Consider the following 18765-nt stretch of genomic DNA (forward strand, 5'->3'; position numbering starts at 1 on the left):
GCAGTACCCCGCCGGAACTAGGAGCCCCGTGAGCACCGCCGACGAGCAGGCGCAGCCGCTTGAGACCGATTCGCCCCAGATCACCCGGATTGTGATCGCCGAGGACGAGGCGCTGATCCGCCTCGATCTGAAGGAGATGCTCGAAGAGGAGGGGTACACCGTCGTCGGTGAAGCGGGCGACGGGGCGACGGCGGTGCGGCTCGTGGAGGAGCTGAGGCCGGATCTGGCGATCTTCGACGTCAAGATGCCGGTCCTGGACGGGCTCTCCGCCGCTGAGCAGATCCACGAGAAGCACCTGGCGCCGGTCCTCATGCTGACCGCGTTCTCGCAGCGGGAGCTGGTGGACCGGGCGCGGGACGCGGGCGCGATGGCGTACATCGTGAAGCCGTTCTCCAAGTCGGACCTCGTCCCCGCGATCGAGATGGCGGTGTCGCGGTACACCGAGATGCGGGCGCTGGAGAAGGAGATCGGGGATCTCACCCAGCGGCTGGAGACCCGGAAGCTGGTGGACCGGGCGAAGGGCGTGCTGCAGACGAAGTTCGGGCTGACCGAGCCGGCCGCGTTCCGGTGGATCCAGAAGACCTCGATGGACCGGCGGATGACGATGGCGGCGGTGGCCGAGGCGGTCATCGAGGAGGGCGAGGCCCAGGACCGCAAGAAGGCGGAAGAGGGCAAGTCCGAGTAACACGGACATGAGGAAGGGCCCGGCGGATCACTCTGCCGGGCCCCTCCTGTGTAAACGGCTCAGTCCTCGCCGAGGTAGGCCTTGCGGACGGACTCGTCGTGCAACAGGTCCGTGCCGGTGCCGGAGAGGACGATGCGGCCGGTCTCCATGACGTAGCCGCGGTCGGACAGCGACAGCGCGGCCTGGGCGTTCTGCTCGACCAGCAGGATGGTCGTACCGCTCGCCTTGAGCTCGACGATGGTGGACATGATCTTCTGCATCATCAGGGGGGAGAGCCCCATCGAGGGCTCGTCCAGCATCAGCAGCTTGGGCTGGGACATCAGCGCCCGGCCCATCGCCAGCATCTGCTGCTCACCGCCCGAGAGCGTGCCCGCCGCCTGCTTGCGGCGTTCGCCGAGGATGGGGAAGAGCCCGTAGGCCCGTTCCACGTCGGCGGTGATGCCGGCCGTGTCGGTGCGCAGGAAGGCGCCGAGGAGGAGGTTCTCCTCGATCGTCATCCGGGGGAAGATGTGCCGGCCCTCGGGGGAGTGGGCGAGGCCCAGGGCGACGATCTTGTGCGCGGGGACGGTGGAGAGGTCCTGGCCGTCGAAGGTGATCCGGCCGGCGGTGGGCTTGAGCAGGCCGGAGAGGGTGCGCAGGGTGGTGGTCTTGCCGGCGCCGTTGGTGCCGATCAGGGTGGTGACCTCGCCCTGGTTGACGGTGAAGCTGATGCCCTTGACGGCCTCGATCTTGCCGTAGGCGACGCGGAGGTCCTGGACTTCGAGGAGCGCGGTCACTTGGTGTCCTCCGGTGTTGCGGGGGTGGTGCCTTCGAGCGGGGCGCCGAGGTAGGCGGTGATGACGCGTTCGTCGTTCTGGACGGTCTCGCGGTCGCCTTCGACGATCTTCTGGCCCTGGACCAGGACGGCGGTCCGGTCGCAGAGGTTGAAGATGAAGCGCATGTCGTGCTCGATGACGAGGATCGAGATGCCCTTGTCGCGGATGGCGAAGACGAGTTCCTCGGCGGCCCGGGTCTCCTGGGGGTTCATGCCCGCGGTGGGCTCGTCGAGCAGGAGCAGCCCGGGGTCGGAGGCGAGGGCGCGGGCGATCTCCAGCTTGCGCTGCTCACCGTAGGGCAGGTTGCGGGCGAGGTGGTCGGCCTTGTCGGCGAGGCCGGTGAAGGCGAGCAGTTCCATGGCCCGGTCGCGGCTCTCGGCTTCGGCGCGGTGGTAGCCGGGGCCGCGCAGGATGGCGGAGAAGATGCCTTCCTTGGTGCGGGTGTGGCGGCCGACGAGGACGTTCTCCAGGACGGTCATGTTGGCGAAGAGCCGGATGTTCTGGAAGGTGCGGGCGATGCCGGCCTGGGTGACCAGGTGGGGCTTGGGCGGCAGCAGGGTGTCGCGGTAGCGGACGGTGCCCTCGGTGGGGACGTACAGGCCGGTGAGGCAGTTGAAGAAGGTGGTCTTGCCGGCGCCGTTGGGGCCGATCAGGCCGATGATCTCGCCCTCACCGACGGTCAGGGAGACGTCGTTGACGGCGGTGAGGCCGCCGAAGCGCATGGTGACGCCGGTGACTTCGAGCAGGGGCTTGACGCCTTGGGGCGCCGCGTTCAGGGGAGCAGCAGCGGTGGTCATCGCGTGGGTCACGCCCCTGCCTTGGTGAGTGCGGTGGCGTCGTCGCCGGTGGGCTGCGCCGGGATGGCGGCCTCGTGGAATTCCAGCTGCTGGCGCCGGTTGGGGATGAGGCCCTCGGGGCGCACGCGCATCAGGACGATGAGGGCGGCGCCGAAGGCGAGGAGCTGGTAGTCGGAGAGGAATTCGAGCTTCTTCGGGATGAGGAAGAGGAGGGTGGCGCCGGCCAGCGGGCCGCTGATGGTGCCCATGCCGCCGAGGATGACGGCGGCGAGCAGGAAGGCGGAGTTGGGCGGCAGGGCTTCGGCGAAGGTGTACTGGTCGGGGGTGACGGTGTAGCTGACGTGGGCCTGGACGGTGCCGGCCAGGCCGGCCAGGCAGGCGCCCATGGCGAAGGCGAGGAGCTTGAGGCGGAAGCCGTTGATGCCCATGGCCTCGGCGGCGGTCTCGTCCTCGCGGATGGCGACCCAGGCGCGGCCGATGCGGGAGTTGCCGACCCGGGCGAACACGAGGACGACGAGGGCGGTGACGAGCAGCATCAGCAGGTAGTAGTTGGAGAAGCGGCCGAGTTCGATGCCGGCGACGGTGTGGGTCTTGCCGAGGTTGAAGCCGAGGATCTCCAGGTCGGGGATGCGCGGGATGCCGTTGGAGCCGTTGGTGATCTTGGGGCCGGTGGTGCCGTTGAGGTTGAGCATGGTGATGCGGAAGATCTCGCCGAAGCCGAGGGTGACGATGGCGAGGTAGTCGCCGCGCAGCCGCAGGGTGGGGGCGCCGATCAGTACGCCGAAGATCATCGAGACGACGGCGCCGGTGAGCATCGCGGCCCAGAACGGGAACTGGACGTGGATGGGTGAGGCGGGGGAGCCGGAGACCAGGGCGGCGGCGTAGGCGCCGACGCCGAGGAAGGCGACGTACCCGAGGTCGAGCAGGCCGGCCAGGCCGACGACGATGTTGAGGCCGAGGGCGACGGTGGCGAAGATCAGGATGTTGGTGGCGACCGAGGTGTACTGGTCGCTGCTCTGGGTGAAGGGGAAGCTGGCCGCGGCGGCGAAGGCGGCGCCGGTGGTGACCGGGCGGTGCTTGACGGTCAGGGCGCGCAGTCGGGCGAGCAGGCCGGACCGGCCGAGCGCGGCGACCACGAAGCCGGCCAGCAGCAGGTAGCCGGTGAAGAGTTCGCCGTACTCGGTGTCGATGCCGAAGGTGATCGCGTAGAGGCCGAGTCCGAAGGCCAGCACGATGATCAGGACCTCGGCCCAGGAGGGGAGTTGGCGCGGCGTGTCCAGCGGGCGGTCGATCTTGCCCAGGCGCAGCCGGCTGTTGGCGAGGTGGCCGAGCTGGAGCAGCAGGACGGCACCGGTGGCGATGGCGAGGGCGCCGGACAGGGCGGTCATCACCGGGGCGACCGGCTGGTCGTCGGGGATGGCGTGGGCGGCGAACCAGCCGATCGGGGCGGCGGGGACGAGTAGGAAGAGCCGCTTGTCGAGGATTCGCAGCGGGACGTGGGTGCGGCGGTCGAGCGGGAGGCCGAGGGCGCCGAGGACGGTGATCAGGCCGCCGGCGGCGAGGACCCAGCCGCCGGGTTCGAGGTTGGCCAGGCCGCCGAGTTCGACCGAGATGGCGGCGACGGAGTAGGCGGCGACGGCCAGGGCGCCGGTGGCGGCGTAGAGGACGGCGTTGTTGCTGCGGGCGGGGGCGGCCCAGCGCAGGCCGGGGGTGCCCTGGACGGCGAGGAGCAGCAGCAGGGTGAGGACGCCGGCGACGATCGCGAGCCACTGCAGGCCGGCGGGGGAGCCGAAGTAGGTGAGGTCGCCGGGGAAGTCGCTGGTCCAGGTCCAGGACATGGCGGCGGAGACGGCGGTGGCGAGGGCACCGAGGCCGGTGAGGGCGACGGCGGCGCGGGTCGGCAGGGGGATGACCGGGGTGGTCTCGGTGCTGGTGGTGGTCATGGTGGTCACGCCCTGTCCGCGACGCGCTCGCCGAGCAGACCCTGGGGCCGGACGAGGAGCACGAGGATGAGGAGTACGAAGGCCCAGACGTCCTTCCAGGCGCCGCCTCCGAAGAGGTCCATGCCGGGCAGGTGCTGGATGTAGCCGGTGGCGAGGGCCTCGGCGAGGCCGAGGGCGATGCCGCCGAGCATGGCGCCGTAGATGTTGCCGATGCCGCCGAGGACGGCGGCGGTGAAGGCCTTGAGGCCGAGGATGAAGCCCATGCGGAAGTCGACCTGGCCGCTGCGCAGTCCGTAGGCGACGGCCGCGACGGCGGCGAAGGCGGCGCCGATGGCGAAGGCCAGCACGATGATGCGGTCGGTGTCGATGCCCATCAGCTTGGCGGTGTCGGGGTCCTGGCTGGTGGCCTGCATGGCACGGCCGGAGCGGGTGCGGGTGACGAACCAGCCGAGGGCGAGCATGCACAGCGGGGCGGCGATGATCAGGAAGAGGTCGCTGCGCTGGATGGTGACGGAGCCGAGGTTGAAGGGGTCGCCGGGGATCTTGGGGAAGACCCGGGCCTTCTTGGCGTCGGGGTAGAAGGAGAAGACGAGCTGCTGCAGGAAGATGGACAGCCCGATGGCGGTGATGAGCGGGGCGAGCCGGGGGGCGTTGCGCAGCGGCCGGTAGGCGAAGCGCTCGGCGGCGACGGCGGTGAGGGTGGAGACCAGGATGCCGGCGATCAGCATGAGTGGTAGGGCCAGCCACAGGGTGGTGCCGCCGGGGAGGGCGAGGTAGGCGGTCAGGGCGCCGAAGCCGCCGACCATGACGATCTCGCCGTGGGCGAAGTTGATGAGCTGGACGATGCCGTAGACCATCGTGTAGCCGATCGCGACGAGTCCGTAGAGGGCTCCGAGGATCAGGCCGTTGGCCAGCTGCTGCGGTAGGTCGTGCACCGCTGGGCCTCCGTAGTGCGTTCGGGGGTGTCCGCGTGGGTGGTGGATGTGGGGGCGCGCGGGGGCACTCGTGGCGCCCCCGCGCGCTGGTGGAGCTGCCTGTGTGGGGCCGTCAGCCGCTGAAGGTGCCGGACTTCTCCACGGCCCACTTGCCGTCCTTGACGGTGTAGACGGTGAGCTGCTTGTTGGTGGTGTCGCCGAACTCGTCGAAGGAGACCTTGCCGGTCACGCCGTCGAAGGAGACGTTCTGGACGGCGTCGCGGACGGCGGTGCGGGCGTCGGCGCCGGTGGGGAGCTTGCCCTTGTCCTTCACGACGTTCTTGACGGCCTGGATGATGGCCCAGGCGCTGTCGTAGGAGTAGCCGCCGTAGGTCTCGTAGGCGTCCTTGTAGTTGGCCGCCTTGTAGTCGGCGATGTACTTCTTGGCGGTGTCGAGGGACTCGACGGGCAGGCCGACGGCGGTGGCGAAGTCGCCCTGGCTCTTGGGGTTGAGCTTGATGAAGTCGCCGCTCTGGATGCCGTCGCCGCCCATCAGCGGGATGTTGACGCCGGCCTCCTTGAGCTGGAGGGAGAGCGGGCCGGCCGCGGGGTACTCGCCGCCGTAGTAGACGGCGTCGGCGCCGGAGCTCTTGACCTTGGTGACGATGGCGGCGAAGTCGCGGTCGTCGGGGTTGACGTGCTCCTCGCCGGCCAGGGTGCCGCCGAGCTTGGTGAACTCGCCCTTGAAGGTGGCGGCGAGGCCGGCGCCGTAGGTCTTCTGGTCGTCGATGAGGAAGACCTTGGTCTTCTTGGCGTCGTTGTAGAGGAACTGGGCGGCGAAGGGGCCCTGGACGGCGTCGGTGGTGGCGGTGCGGAAGTAGGACTTGAAGGGGCGCTTCTTGTCGCCGCTGGCCCACTTCTCGCCCTGGCTGAGGGCGACGCCGGTGTTGGCGGGGGAGATCTCGACCAGGTTCTTGTCGTCGAAGATCTGCTGCATGGACTGCGCGACGCTGGAGTTGAGCGGGCCGACCACGCCGAGGACCTTGTCGTCGGCGACGAGCTGGGTGGCGTTCTGCTGGCCGGGGGCGGGCTTGGCGGTGTCGTCGAGGGCCTTGACCTCGAACTTGACGCCGGGGACCTCGTTGGTCTCGTTGGCCTTCTTGGCGGCGAGGTCCACGGAGTTGCGGATGCCGAGGCCGAGGGCGGAGAGGTCTCCGGTGAGCGGGGCGTCGACGCCGATGACGACGGTGGTGGAGGCGCTGTTGTCCTTGCTGCCGGCGTTGTCGCCGGACTTCGCACCGCGGGACCCGCAGGCGCTGAGGCTGAGGGCGCCGATCACGGCAATGCTCACGACAACTGCTGAACGATGACGCACGAGGGTCCCCTTCGGTTCAGGAGGCGCCCGCGCCTGAGTGGCGGGAGCCGGGGTGCGCGGAGGGCCGGGTCCATTCCGGATGGCGCGGTGACTGGCCGTGACTCTAGGCCTCGTTGGGCGGCTCGGGCAGTGGTGTGGGCAGGCTGTGATTCTCTTGTTATGAGCACACGGAGCAGTTGTCTCAGCATGTGGTCGTTCCGGCTCGACCGGCCCTGAACTGTCGGGCACTTACTCGCTGGTAGGGCCATGTAAGGGCCAGAAATGGGGGTTGCGGCTGGCATCGTCGATAATCGGACGCGAGCGTTCGATGTGCTGCTTTCGGCTGTACGTATCCGGATTTCGGACAGGGAGGGCGTGGCGGCGGGGCTTCGGGGTGGCTGGAGGCAGCGGAGTCGCCGTTTGCTCGGATTCCTACGTGTTACGCAGCGTCACAAATGCTGGGGCCGAGCCAACCGCCCCCGGACATGCCGCCGCCCCCTTGTCCAGACCAACGCCTGCCCAGGGCGGTGGAGGGTCAAACAAGGGGGCGGGACGGGGACTTGATGTTGTGCCGACCGTAACCGTTGGTGGTCGTACGGTTTTTGTCGCTCCGGTATCGCGCGGGACTACCGCGGGATCACAAGTCGCGCAGCATGCAGGTCAGTCGGCAGCTGGTGATCCGCTTGCCGGTGTCGTCGGTGATCGCGATCTCGTAGGTGGCCGCGGTGCGGCCCTTGAACACCGCCGTCGCCACCCCGGTGATCAGACCGGAGGTGGCCGAACGGTGGTGGGTGGCGTTGAGGTCCACGCCCACCGCGTACCGGCCGGGGCCCGCGTGCAGCATCGCGCCGATCGAGCCCAGCGTCTCGGCCAGCGCCGCCGACGCGCCGCCGTGCAGCAGCCCGTACGGCTGCTGGTTGCCCTCCACCGGCATGGTGCCGACCACGCGGTCGCCGGAGGCCTCGACGATCCGGATGCCGAGCTTCTCGCCGAGGTGGCCGCCGGAGAAGGTCTCCGGGTCCACCCCGAGCTTGGCGAAGTGGTCCAGTACGTCCTGCGGGACCTTCAGGACGGGGGCGGTGCCGGGGGCCGCGTCGGTCATGGGGGAGCTCCTGCCGCTCGGGGGTCACGGGTCGTGCTGCCTGTGATGGTACGACCGTCCTACTCGCTGGTAGTGCCCGCGCCGCCGCCCGGGCGCGGGTTTCGCCGGTGCCCCTTTTGTCGGTGCCGGGCCATAGGATCGGTGGCCGGTAGTGGAATCGGCAGGAACGGACGTTGACGTGGCTACGCAGAGTACGGACAAGGGCGCGACGGGTGGCGGCGGGGCCGGCCCGCGACCGCGGCTGATGCTGCTCGACGGGCACTCGATGGCCTACCGGGCCTTCTACGCCCTGCCCGTGGAGAACTTCAACACCTCCACCGGACAGCCCACCAACGCGGTCTACGGCTTCGCCTCGATGCTCGCCAACACCGTCCGGGACGAGGCCCCCACCCACCTCGCCGTCGCCTTCGACCTCTCCCGGCAGACCTTCCGCTCCGTCGAGTTCCCCGACTACAAGGCCAACCGCGCCAAGACGCCGGACGAGTTCCGCAGCCAGATCGGTCTGATCGGCGAACTGCTCGACGCCATGAACATCCCCCGGCTCACCGTCGAGGGCTTCGAGGCCGACGACATCATCGCCACCCTGGCCACCGCCGCCGAGGCGGCCGGCTACGACGTCGACATCGTCACCGGCGACCGCGACTCGCTCCAGCTGGTCACCGACCACATCACCGTGCTCTACCCCACCAAGGGCGTCTCCGAGCTCACCCGCTTCACCCCGGAGAAGGTGACCGAGAAGTACGGCGTCACCCCCCGCCAGTACCCCGACCTCGCGGCCCTGCGCGGCGACCCGTCCGACAACCTGCCCGGCATCCCCGGGGTCGGCGAGAAGACCGCCGCCAAGTGGGTCAACCAGTTCGGCTCCTTCGACGAACTCGTCTCCCGCGCCGACGAGGTGAAGGGCAAGATCGGCGAGAAGCTGCGCGACAACCTCGACTCGGTCAAGCGCAACCGGGTGCTCACCGAGCTGGTCCGCGACGTCGAACTCCCGCTGGGCGTCGCCGACCTGGCCCGCCAGGCCTTCGACAAGAGCGCCGTCGGCACCCTGATGGAGTCACTGGAGTTCCGCAACGCCAACTTCCGCGACCGCGTCTTCGGCATCGACCCGACCACCGGCGAGGAGGAGGCCGCCGAACTCGCCCCCGGCGTCGAGGTCGACGGCGAACTGCTCACCGACCCGGGCACGCTGGACGCCTGGCTGCGCGAGCACGCCGGTGACGGCAAGACCACCGTCGCCCTGGCCGCCGTCTACCAGTGGGCGCTCGGCGCCGGCGAGGTCACCGAAGTCGCCCTCGCCGCAGGGGAGTCCGCCGCCTGGTTCGACCCGGCGCTGCTCACCGAGGAGGACGAGCGGGCCTTCGCGGGCTGGCTCGCCGACCCGGCCGCCCCCAAGGCCCTGCACATCGCCAAGCAGGTCATGCGCGCCTTCGCCGAGCGCGGCTGGACCGTCGAGGGCGTCGTCGCCGACACCGCCCTCGCCGCCTACCTGGAGAAGCCCGGCCGCCGCACCTTCACCCTGGAGGTGCTCGCGGAGGAGTACCTGGCCCGCTCGCTCACCCCGGCCCCCGCCGCCGAGAGCGGCCAACTCGCCTTCGACGCACCGGAGGAGGACGAAACCGCGCACGCCCAGGCGCTCATGCTCCAGGCCCGCGCCGTACTCGACCTCGCCGCGCTCTTCGACACCCGCCTCGCCGAGGTCGGCGCCGCCGGGCTGATGCACGACATGGAACTGCCCATCGCCGCCCTGCTCGCCCGCATGGAGCGCTACGGCATCGCCGCCGACCGCGCATGGCTCACCCGGCTCGAGTCGCAGTTCGCCGCCGAGATCCAGCGCTGTGTCGAGGAGGCGCACGTCGCCGCCGGGCACGAGTTCAACCTCGGCTCGCCCAAGCAGCTCCAGGAGATCCTCTTCGGCGAACTCGCCCTCCCGAAGACCAAGAAGATCAAGACCGGCTACACCACCGACGCCGACGCGCTCACCTGGCTGGCCACCCAGACCGACAACGAGCTGCCGGTCATCCTGCTGCGCCACCGCGACCAGGCCAAGCTGCGCACCACCGTCGAGGGCCTGCTCAAGACGGTCTCGCCCAAGGGCCGGATCCACACCACCTTCAACCAGATGGTCGCCGCCACCGGCCGGCTCTCCTCGCAGGACCCGAACCTGCAGAACATCCCGGTCCGCACCGAGGAGGGCCGGGCGATCCGCCGCGCCTTCATCGTCGGCGAGGGCTACGAGTCGCTGCTCACCGCCGACTACTCGCAGATCGAACTGCGGATCATGGCGCACCTGTCCGAGGACGAGGCGCTGATCGAGGCCTTCGCCTCCGGCGAGGACCTGCACACCACCGTCGCCTCCCAGGTCTTCGAGGTCCCCGGCGCCGCGGTCGACGCCGAGATGCGCCGCAAGATCAAGGCGATGTCCTACGGCCTGGCCTACGGGCTGTCCGCGTACGGGCTCTCGCAGCAGCTCGGCATCAAGCCCGCCGAGGCCCAGGGCCTGATGGACACCTACTTCGAGCGCTTCGGCGGCGTGCGCGACTACCTGCGCCGGGTCGTCGACGAGGCCCGCGCGACCGGCTACACCGAGACCCTGCTCGGCCGCCGCCGCTACCTGCCGGACCTCAACAGCGACAACCGCCAGCGCCGCGAGATGGCCGAGCGGATGGCCCTCAACGCTCCGATCCAGGGCTCGGCCGCCGACATCGTCAAGATCGCCATGCTCCGGGTGGACGAGGCCCTGCGCGCCGCCGGCCTCACCAGCCGGATGCTGCTCCAGGTCCACGACGAAATCGTCCTGGAACTGGCCCCCGGCGAGCGCGAGCAGGTCGAGGCGATCGTCCGCGAGCAGATGGCCGGCGCCTACCCGCTGCGCGCCCCGCTGGACGTCTCCGTCGGCGTCGGCGCCGACTGGGAGGCCGCCGCGCACTGACGCTCTGCCGCACTGCCACCGACGGGCCCGGACACGCGAGTGTCCGGGCCCGCCGCTACGATCTGCCGGTCCGTCGCGCAACGGGCGCGGCGAGGAGTGGGGGAGCGGCGATGACGGAGCCGGACGAGGGCACGGCGGGGCGCAGGTTCCTGCGGCCTCGGTTGGTGGTCCCGGCCGCAATGGCGGCGCTGCTGCTGGTCGGCGGGTCGGTCTGGGCACTGTCCGGCGGTGGCGGGTCGACGGCGCCGGTAGGGGCGGGCACCTCGAGCGCGGTGGTGAGCCCGACGGCGGAGCCCTCGCCGACCGCTACGCCCACGCCCACACCGACCGTGGTTGAGACGCCGACCGAGGCGCCGGCCTCGCCGAGCCCGACCGCGACACCGGAGCCGGTTCCGGCATCCGCCGAGCCCGCGGCGGACGAGCCGGGCGGCGACGCCCCGACCGCGACCCGGAAGCCCGCCACGAAGGCCCCGGCCGCCCCCGCAGCCCCGGCCGCCAAGTCGCAGGGCGACGCTGCGGCCGCGAAGCCCAAGGCCCCGTCCGGCATCGCCCCGCACAACGAGCCGCCGGTGGCGTGCACCGACTGTGCGACCAAGCGGCAGGGGCCGGACCCGGACGCGACCTGTATTCACGACGCGGCCGGCAAGGTCCTCACCTGCAGCCCCACCCAGGTGGGCACCCCGATCCTGCGCCCGGGACAGTCGATGGGCACCCCCACACCGGGCTGGCCGGACCACACGCACTGACACGAAGCGTCAAGGGGCCCGGACGTGGTTCGCGTCCGGACCCCTGCTCACGTCCGCCATTTGAGGTGCGAGGCTGATCGACACCAGATCGCGAAGGGGCGGGGTACGTGGTGGACGGCGGTTCGGCCTTGGTGGAGGAGTCCCGGGAGCGGTTGCGGGCGGGGGCCGCGCCGGAGACGGTCTGCGCAGAGTTGGCGGGTCGGGTGCCGCAGTGGGTGGACGCCGTGCTGGCGGTCGGGCTGGCGCTGGGGATCGAGGAGGCGGAGCTGCGGCGGAGGCTGAGCAGCGAGCCGGGGCTACGGTCAGAGTTCCGGTCGGGTGAGGAGAAGTCGTACGCCGAAGTCCTGGAGATCGGCGGGGTGTTCGACGTCCCGAAGGTGCTGGACGGGCGGGAGCAGGTGATCGCGGAGCATCTGCGGGCGGCGTTGCGGGCCCGGGGCGGTCTCGGGAGCGGCTACTTCCTCAGCATCCAACGCTGCTTCGTGAAGGGCGAGTTGGCCCGGATCTTCCGCTCGCTCACGTGCTTCGGCCCGCGAGTCGGCCGTGGCCGGCCCGCGGAGTTCTGGGCGTCCCTGGTCGCCGCCGGCGAGCTCCTCGACCCGGCGGACGCCGACGAGCGCGGCACGGTGGCGCAGGCGCTCGACGAGTGCCGGCAGCACCTGGTGGACTGCATCGGGTAGGGCCCCGCGCTCACCGCCCCCGGCCCGGCGCACATGAACTCCCGTTCGCGGTCGGGTTCTGTACGGTCTGCGGCAGCCCGGGGGCGGTGACGGCCGGCGTTCTTCCGCTCCATGGGACGGAGCGCTCGCTGCTACGCCTCCGTCGGCATCCACGACAGCATCCCGGACGCCTGGGAGGCCGTGGCGGTGGTCAACGGGGCGGGCACCACCTGGGGCACGATGCACGACCACTCCAACGGCAATACCCTCTGGGGCCCGCGCGACGCCCACTGCACCGGCCCGCGCCTGTGACCTGACGGTCCGCGCCGCGCCCGCCCGCCCACCGGGGGCCGACCCCGGTGGGCGGGCGGAGCGTTGGCCCGAGGGCCCGACAGCTGTCCTGGTGCCGCTGGCCACGGATCGCCCTGCCGGTTCGGGGGCAGGCTCTCACGGCGACGAGCGTGTCCACGTGCGAACGAAGAGCGGGGAACGGGGAACGGGACGTTACTGCACCAGCTGCGGGTGGAGAACTGGATCTGATCTACTCGGCCGGGGACTTTGCGAGGTGGAGCAGGGCGTGAGGGCGTCCGCCGTCTGACGTTGCCTGGGTGGTGGACCGCTGAGCTACGGCATTACCGGCGGGCCCAGGTGAGGGTCGCTGTGAGGTGGAGCGCGGCCTGGTGGGATACATCCGGATCTTCACCGGGCCGAAGTGGTAGTTCTGCCGCAGGTGGACGACCTTGTTCACGATGTCGGCGTCAGCGGCGTTCGGGCTGTGGTGCGGCGCGCTGGACCCCGGGGTCACTCCTCGACCGGCAGTCCGGCCTCGCGGGCGAGTACGCCCAGGGCCCGGCGCAGCGACTCGCGCTCGGCGGGGGAGAGGGCGGCGGCCAGTTCGGCGTCGATGGCGTGCGCCTGGGCGGCGCACTCGTGCAGCAGAGCGCGGCCGTCCTCGGTGAGGGCGAGCATCTGGCGGCGGCGGTCGGCGGGGTCGCGCTCGCGTGCCACCGCGCCCAGTGCCTGCAACTGGTCGGCCATGCTCACCACCAGGCTCGGCGCGACGCCCATCGCCTGCGCCAGTTCCAGCTGCGAGGAGGCCGCGCCCGCGTCGAGGGCGGCGAGCAGCGCGACGTGCTTCGGCTTGAGACCCCGCTCCTCGAGAGCGGCCGTGAAGCGCGTGGTGGCGACGGTGCCCAGGGTGCCGAGGCGGAAGGACAGCGAGGAGGTCAGCGAAGGGGGGTTGACGGCGCTCATGGCAGCGATATTATCTCTATCGAATCATTCAGGGCTCGAATCATTTGAGGTGTGTTTGATATGGGTGGGGCTGGGACGGGCGGGCTGTCGAAACCGCTGGTGATCGCCAATGCCGCTGCGGCGGCGCTCTCGATGGCCTCCTGCGCGGCTGGGTTGATCAACCCCGGGATCGGGCTGCCGAAGGAGGAGCCGGTGACCGAAGGCGTGCGGTTCTATGCCGAGGCGTACGCCGCCCGGGCGCTGCCGCTGGGGGCGGTACTGCTGCACCAGCTGGTGCGCGGGCGTGGCGGACCGGCGCTGTCGGCGGTGCTGCTGCTCGCGGGTGCGGTGCAGGCGGGGGATGCCGCGATCGGGGTGCGCACCCGCAATCCGGGGATGGCTCTCGGGGCCGGCGCGCTGGCGCTGCTGCACCTGGAGACGGCGCGGCGGGTTGCCGGGGGTGTGCGGTGATCGAGGTGCTGCGAATGGCCGACGACGCGCTCGCCTTCCTGCTCGAACTCGCCGTCTACGCCGCTGCCGTGTGGTTCGGGCTCACCCGGCAGGTAACCCGGCCGGCCCGCTGGGCGCTCGCCCTCGCCCTGCCGGTCGGGTACGTCGTGGTCTGGGCACTGTTCGGCGCGCCGGGTGCGACGGTGCCGCTGCACGGGGTGGCCCGGGCGGTGCTGGACCTGGTCTGGTTCGGCAGTGCGGCCGCCCTGCTCCGGGCAACGAGCCTGCGACGTACGGCGGTTGTCGTCGCGGTGACCTACCTGCTGACCACTGCGGTGCACCTGATGCTGTGACAGGCTGGAGCAGTTGCGCGGCCGGCGGCGGGTCGGTGGCTCGGGCAGGTCGCCGTAGGACACGCTGCGCTGTGAGCTGGGCGGCGACCGGACGGTCGAGGAGCGGTCCCGCGCGCTGTTCTGATCGTGGCCCCCGCAGACCAGGTTGGTGCCGCACCGGAAGTCGTACGGGCCGACTTCCTGTGTTTACGGGCGGCGGCCTGGGCGGCTTGGGTGCGGCAGTGGGTGAGGGCGGGTTTGATGCGGGGGTCGGGGGAGGGCGTGGCGGGGAGCAGTTCGCTCGCCGTGATGAGGGTGGACCAGTACTGGGCCGGGTCGCCGGTGCGGGGGAGGGGTTGGGCGGCGGCGAGGGAGAGGTAGGCGGCGGCGAGTTCGACGGCGCCGAGGGACTCCACAGTGCGAGCCGCGCCGGATATCTCCCCGGCTGCACGGCTGATGGCTACCATCAGTGCATGGTGGATCACGAAACGGCATTCCGATCCCTCGACGGCACCGCACTTTTCGGGACGATCGGCATCCCGTCAGCGCCCACTGGGGCACTCGCAGTGCTGGTCCACGGTTCGGGTGTCACCCGTGAGGAAGGCGGATTCTTCACCCGCCTCGCTGCTGGGCTCGCTGAGGCGGGCATTGCCAGCCTGCGGTTCGATCTGCGCGCGCACGGGGAGAGCGCCGGCCGCGAAGCGGACCTCACCATCGCCTCCGTCGCCAACGACATTCGTGCTGCGTGCGACCATCTGCGAACACACACAAGCACCGCCGGGGCCGTCCACGTCATCGCGGCTTCCTTCTCCGGCGGCGCGGCAGCTCTTCACGCTGCCCACCGGCCCGACGACGTCAACCGCCTGGTGCTCCTGAACCCACGTCTGGACTACCGCGAGCGCTACGTCACCAGTCGTCCCGGCTGGAGCGACGACTATCTGTCCCCTGCCGCCGCGGCGCTCCTCGACCGCCAGGGCTACACCGAGAAGTCGCCATTCCAGCTGAACCGAGCGCTGCTGAACGAAGTCTTCTACCTCGACACCCCCGCAATCCTCGCCGCCGTCCGCGCCCCCGTGTTGATCGTCCACGGCACCAAGGACACGTTCGTCCCGGTCGAGTCCACGTACCGCCACCGGCCGATGTTCGGCGGTCCGACGGAACTCCTCGAACTCGACGGCGCGCAGCACGGGTTCGCAGTCCGTGACGACCCCGGTTATCTCGACCCCCAGTCGCAGGCGTGGCAGCGGCAGGTGATCGACCGGGTGCGGGGGTTCCTGGCTGCCTAACCGGCGGCGACAGCCAGGAGCCGTTCCTGGAAGTCCCGGACCGCCGGTCGCCGGGCCCAGTGACGCAGCGTATCGGCGGTGCGGCTCAGCTCGGCGAGGGCCTGGCCGAAACGAGCGTCGGCGGCGAGACCAAGGGCCTGGAGAGCGACGGTGGCAGCTTCGTCAGGTTCACCGGCGTCGGCGAGGGTGCCGGCCAGTTGGGCGGTGAAGAACGCGCGGTCGCGTGGGGCGAAGGTGCCGTCGGACAGGTGCTGCCGGAAGAGCGCGACGGCGCGCTCGGGTTGGCGGGCTTCGCGATAACAGATCGCGCTTTGCACCATGAGCCGCTCGGCGGTGTAGCTCTCGCCGAGCGGTCCGGTGCAGGTGGGCAATGCCTGGACCGGGTCGGCCTGGTCGAGGGCGGCGTAGGCGAGATCGAGGACGCGGGTGACCTGGCCGCTGTCGGCGCCGGTCAAGGCGAGGGCCCGGGCTTCCTGCTGGTACGCCTCCGCGCGGGGTCGGGGTGGGAGCGTCCAGGGGTCGTTGGTGGCGGCGCGGGCGAGGTCGAGCATCCGGGCGGCGTCGGAGCGGTCGGTGGCCTGGGCCTGTCTGAGCAGGACATAGGCGTGCATCGTGCCGTCGCCAGTGAGCGTCGCCCATTCCTTCGCCTGTGCGTGCCAGTAGGAGGTGGTGTGGGCGGGCGCTCCGGCATCGCGGTAGAGCCAGGCCACGAGTTCTGCGGCGCGGGCGCCGATGTTGAGGAGCTGGTGGCGTACGGCTGGGTCGGCTTCGCGGGCGCTGGAGTCGATGGCGGTGATCAGGCCGAGCGCGGTCGGCAGGGCGGTGTGAGGGCCGACCAGACTGTCGGTGCGGGCGGTCTCGTCGAGGGCGGTCCGCAGGTGTGCGACGAGCTGGTCGTCGCTGTAGCGGCGCGCGTCGCGGCTTGCGGCAGTGAGGTGGTCCAGGGCGGCGAGGTCGAGGACCGGTGTTGCGGCGGCGAGCACGCCCCCGAGGAAGGTGCGGCGAAGCACGTTCGTCTCCACGTCTTGGCTCTGCTCGGTATCGGATGCTCGCCGGCCTGCCGGGCGAGATGGGCGGACGAACCCGAGGTCTTCCAGCGGTATGCCGAACATCGCGTCCAGGACTCGCCGAGCGTCCCGGTTGGGCCAGGCGGGCTGTCCTGATTCCCAGCGTCGGACCTGACGCACCGAGATCCTGGCTTTTTCGCCGAGCGACTCCGCCTTGGCGTCGTACGCGTCCGCGAAGTCCTGCTGCGTGTGCCATCCCCGTTCGACGCGCGCTGCGACGAAGCGCGAATTCCCTTGTGCTGGTTCGGACATGGGCGCTCCCACGACATCCACGGTAGTCACTTTCCCCGGCCGGGGGTGAGAGGCCACAGCCGCTCGCCGATGTGTCCGGTGAAGTGTCCTGCGGTACGGCCTCGTCACCCGATGTTGCCAGGGGTTGACTGAATGCACTCCCCGTTCGGGGAGGTTGCTCCATCCATCCAGTGAAGGGAGACCGCAATGTCCGTCATCACCAACGACACCGAGAACTCCGAGGTGACCGAGGCCGTGACGCTCGACGAGAGCGTCGCGGACGCCATCCGGGGCAACGTCCGGGCGTTCCTGGGCGAGGACAACACCTCGATGATGGGCGGCTGGACCAACTGACGGCCGGCCTGTGCGCCTGATGTAGTCGCGCGCCCGGCCCCACCTCAACTGGGGCCGGGCGCGCGGTTCCCAAGCATTCCAGCGAAGGAGTGAGCGTCCATGCGATTCCTCAACATCCACCACGCCCGTGAGACCATCGGCCGACTCGTGAGCGCGGTCAACGAGCAGCCCCCGCTGACCGCTGCGGACCTCCCGACCGCATACCGGAGCGTCGTCTCCGCCCTCCGCCCCTTGCCGGTCGAGGGCGAGGGCATCACGCTGTCCTTCAAGGACAGCGAGTGGGGCAGCTACCTGATCGAGAACAGGACCTTCGAGAACATTTTCGAAGGCCTGGAGAACACCTCGGCCGACCTGCGGGAGCGGTGGAAGCGCGACTTCTCCGTGGCACTCCTGCACACCAGGGACCTCGTCCCCGACCTGGGGGCGCTCGTGGACCTGGTGGTCACCGACGTCGTGATGTTCAGCTCGACCAACAAGGGCGGCGGCACCGGTTCGACGCTTCCGGGCCTGGTCAGCATGAGCCCCGGCGACGAGTGGCGGCCTCACGACTACGCCGAGTCCCTGGTGCACGAGACCGTGCACCTGAACGTCTTCCTGGCGGACATGGTGTACCGCCTCTACAGGCGGCCAGCCAAGGAGCTGGAGGCCGACGAGTTCCGGGTCGTGTCCGCGGTGAAGTTCGGACAGATGCGCCCGCTCGACAAGGCGTTCCACAGCGCGGTGGTGGCCCCGCCCCTCATGCTCATGCAGCATCTGAGGGGCGAGACGGAGTTGGTGGACAAGTTCCGCCACTCGATCCGAGAGTGTACGAACGGCCTGTTCGGCAAGCTGGACCTGTTCACGCCTTATGGTCAGGGGATGGTCCGCGAACTCGCGGCCTTCGCCGAGACGATCGACTTCGACCTTGTCACCCGGTCGATCTCGGGCCAGGAGTTCGCGCACTACGAGCTGCCTGCCGCCGCTTAGGCCTCAAACAGGATGCCGGCCTCCCTGGCGAGGCTCAGGGCCAGCTCCATGGATCCTGGGCCTCGCACAGTGGCGCCCTTAAGGTGCGAGGCGCCTCCGACGTCAACCAGTGTGCAGTTTTCGAAGCTGACACCAGGCTGAATGACGACGTTGGCGAACTGCGCTCCGGTGAGATCACACTTCTCAAATCGGACGTCGCGGAGCTCGGCGAACTGAAAGTCAGCTCGGGAGAGATTGCACTCCCTGAAGAGAACCGTCTTGAACTTCGCATAGCGGAACAGCGTGCTGTCTGTCCGAGCTCCTTCGAAGAGGACATCATGGAAGCTGCCGTTGCTCCAGGACGACCCGGTGAGCCGGCAACCGGTTACCACGCTTCGGAGGATGGACACGTCCTGTGTCCGAACCGTAGCGAAGTCGCAGGTCTCGAAGGTGATGTGAGCGAGCACCGACCGAACCAGGTGCATGCCAGTGAATCGGACGTTCTCAAAGGCACACTGCTCGACTTCGACCGCTTCGCCCGTGCGGCCAACAAGGCTCAGCCCGCTGTACTGCCTGCCTTTGATTGTGGCGTCGTCCTCAAAGTCATGGTCGGGCAACTCCGCAGGTCGCAACGCCACCTGAATCCGCGGAGCCAGGGGATTCTTCGGGCGAGACATCGCCTGGGTCATGAAGGGCACCTCGCAGCAGTCGTCGGGGTGGAGGAAACGAACGCTAGCACTCAACTCTCGCAGCAAGAAAGACAGTTGAAACTACAGGAGCGTTGAAGTCCTGTAGCTATTTGGGCTGCCAAAAACCCCAAGGCCCCCTTTTCGGGCTCTTGTGCTGGATCTGTGGGTCGGATCATGTGAGTTGGCGTCGGGGCAGGGTGGGGCGGTTGCCGCCGAGGCAGAGCATGACGAGGG

Annotated in this window: 19 protein-coding genes; 10 read left to right on the plus strand and 9 right to left on the minus strand. The window is 70.0% G+C overall.

From position 1 onward, the window contains the following. The first annotated feature begins 28 nt into the window (after positions 1 to 28). The gene (locus ABZW30_RS23905) at positions 29 to 685 is read left to right on the plus strand and encodes a response regulator (protein ID WP_355673202.1); all 657 of its coding nucleotides are present in this window, start codon (positions 29 to 31) and stop codon (positions 683 to 685) included. Positions 686 to 744: 59 nt separating this feature from the next. On the opposite strand, the gene ABZW30_RS23910 is transcribed toward ABZW30_RS23905, so the two are convergent. From ABZW30_RS23910 to ABZW30_RS23935, 6 genes are all read right to left on the minus strand, one after another. Continuing rightward, positions 745 to 1461 carry an ABC transporter ATP-binding protein gene (locus ABZW30_RS23910; protein WP_355673203.1) on the minus strand — a complete coding sequence of 239 codons (717 nt, stop codon included), beginning with the start codon at positions 1459 to 1461 and terminating at the stop codon, positions 745 to 747. Continuing rightward, positions 1458 to 2297 carry an ABC transporter ATP-binding protein gene (locus ABZW30_RS23915; RefSeq protein ID WP_355673221.1) on the minus strand — a complete coding sequence of 280 codons (840 nt, stop codon included), beginning with the start codon at positions 2295 to 2297 and terminating at the stop codon, positions 1458 to 1460. Before ABZW30_RS23915 ends, ABZW30_RS23910 begins: the two co-directional genes overlap by 4 nt. 8 nt (positions 2298 to 2305) lie before the next feature. Beyond that, positions 2306 to 4240 (minus strand): branched-chain amino acid ABC transporter permease, encoded by a 1935-nt coding sequence (locus tag ABZW30_RS23920; RefSeq protein ID WP_355673222.1) that lies wholly within the window; start codon positions 4238 to 4240, stop codon positions 2306 to 2308. Positions 4241 to 4245: 5 nt separating this feature from the next. Beyond that, the gene (locus tag ABZW30_RS23925; RefSeq protein WP_355673204.1) at positions 4246 to 5175 is read right to left on the minus strand and encodes a branched-chain amino acid ABC transporter permease; all 930 of its coding nucleotides are present in this window, start codon (positions 5173 to 5175) and stop codon (positions 4246 to 4248) included. Between the two features lie 112 nt (positions 5176 to 5287). Then, positions 5288 to 6529 carry a branched-chain amino acid ABC transporter substrate-binding protein gene (locus ABZW30_RS23930; protein WP_355673205.1) on the minus strand — a complete coding sequence of 414 codons (1242 nt, stop codon included), beginning with the start codon at positions 6527 to 6529 and terminating at the stop codon, positions 5288 to 5290. A 616-nt stretch (positions 6530 to 7145) separates the two neighbouring features. Next, positions 7146 to 7610, minus strand: a complete 465-nt coding sequence (locus ABZW30_RS23935; protein ID WP_355673206.1) for a hotdog fold thioesterase — start codon at positions 7608 to 7610, stop codon at positions 7146 to 7148. A 244-nt stretch (positions 7611 to 7854) separates the two neighbouring features. Here ABZW30_RS23935 and polA point away from each other — a divergent pair, with 244 nt between their 5' ends. From polA to ABZW30_RS23955, 4 genes are all read left to right on the plus strand, one after another. Next, on the plus strand, positions 7855 to 10539 hold the full coding sequence (gene polA, locus ABZW30_RS23940) for a DNA polymerase I (RefSeq protein WP_355673223.1): 2685 nt from the start codon (positions 7855 to 7857) through the stop codon (positions 10537 to 10539). Between the two features lie 110 nt (positions 10540 to 10649). After that, entirely contained in the window at positions 10650 to 11285 is a 636-nt protein-coding gene (locus tag ABZW30_RS23945; RefSeq protein WP_355673207.1) for a hypothetical protein, read from the plus strand. Between the two features lie 107 nt (positions 11286 to 11392). Then, entirely contained in the window at positions 11393 to 11965 is a 573-nt protein-coding gene (locus tag ABZW30_RS23950) for a hypothetical protein (RefSeq protein WP_355673208.1), read from the plus strand. A gap of 111 nt (positions 11966 to 12076) precedes the next feature. Next, positions 12077 to 12256, plus strand: a complete 180-nt coding sequence (locus ABZW30_RS23955) for a hypothetical protein (RefSeq protein ID WP_355673209.1) — start codon at positions 12077 to 12079, stop codon at positions 12254 to 12256. Between the two features lie 489 nt (positions 12257 to 12745). On the opposite strand, the gene ABZW30_RS23960 is transcribed toward ABZW30_RS23955, so the two are convergent. Further along, positions 12746 to 13198, minus strand: a complete 453-nt coding sequence (locus tag ABZW30_RS23960) for a MarR family transcriptional regulator (RefSeq protein ID WP_355673210.1) — start codon at positions 13196 to 13198, stop codon at positions 12746 to 12748. Between the two features lie 60 nt (positions 13199 to 13258). Here ABZW30_RS23960 and ABZW30_RS23965 point away from each other — a divergent pair, with 60 nt between their 5' ends. From ABZW30_RS23965 to ABZW30_RS23975, 3 genes are all read left to right on the plus strand, one after another. Continuing rightward, positions 13259 to 13648, plus strand: coding sequence for a hypothetical protein (locus ABZW30_RS23965; protein ID WP_355673211.1), 390 nt, complete (start codon positions 13259 to 13261; stop codon positions 13646 to 13648). Between the two features lie 14 nt (positions 13649 to 13662). Further along, positions 13663 to 13980, plus strand: coding sequence for a YrdB family protein (locus ABZW30_RS23970; protein WP_355673212.1), 318 nt, complete (start codon positions 13663 to 13665; stop codon positions 13978 to 13980). A gap of 452 nt (positions 13981 to 14432) precedes the next feature. Then, positions 14433 to 15245 carry an alpha/beta fold hydrolase gene (locus ABZW30_RS23975; protein ID WP_355673213.1) on the plus strand — a complete coding sequence of 271 codons (813 nt, stop codon included), beginning with the start codon at positions 14433 to 14435 and terminating at the stop codon, positions 15243 to 15245. On the opposite strand, the gene ABZW30_RS23980 is transcribed toward ABZW30_RS23975, so the two are convergent. After that, a complete protein-coding gene (locus ABZW30_RS23980; protein WP_355673214.1) occupies positions 15242 to 16267 on the minus strand; it encodes an XRE family transcriptional regulator in 1026 nt (341 codons plus the stop codon). The genes ABZW30_RS23975 and ABZW30_RS23980 overlap by 4 nt on opposite strands. Positions 16268 to 16750: 483 nt before the next feature. On the opposite strand from ABZW30_RS23980, the gene ABZW30_RS23985 reads away from it, so the two are divergent. Then, positions 16751 to 16897 (plus strand): hypothetical protein, encoded by a 147-nt coding sequence (locus ABZW30_RS23985; RefSeq protein ID WP_355673215.1) that lies wholly within the window; start codon positions 16751 to 16753, stop codon positions 16895 to 16897. Between the two features lie 99 nt (positions 16898 to 16996). Next, positions 16997 to 17863 carry an HEXXH motif-containing putative peptide modification protein gene (locus ABZW30_RS23990; RefSeq protein WP_355673216.1) on the plus strand — a complete coding sequence of 289 codons (867 nt, stop codon included), beginning with the start codon at positions 16997 to 16999 and terminating at the stop codon, positions 17861 to 17863. Here the strand turns inward: ABZW30_RS23990 and ABZW30_RS23995 are convergent. Further along, positions 17860 to 18531: a pentapeptide repeat-containing protein gene (locus ABZW30_RS23995; protein ID WP_355673217.1), complete on the minus strand. Its 672-nt coding sequence runs from the start codon at positions 18529 to 18531 to the stop codon at positions 17860 to 17862. The two genes, ABZW30_RS23990 and ABZW30_RS23995, sit on opposite strands and share 4 nt — an antisense overlap. Positions 18532 to 18765: the final 234 nt, after the last annotated feature.

It is taken from the genome of Kitasatospora sp. NPDC004669, assembly GCF_040609455.1.
Taxonomy (GTDB): domain Bacteria; phylum Actinomycetota; class Actinomycetes; order Streptomycetales; family Streptomycetaceae; genus Kitasatospora.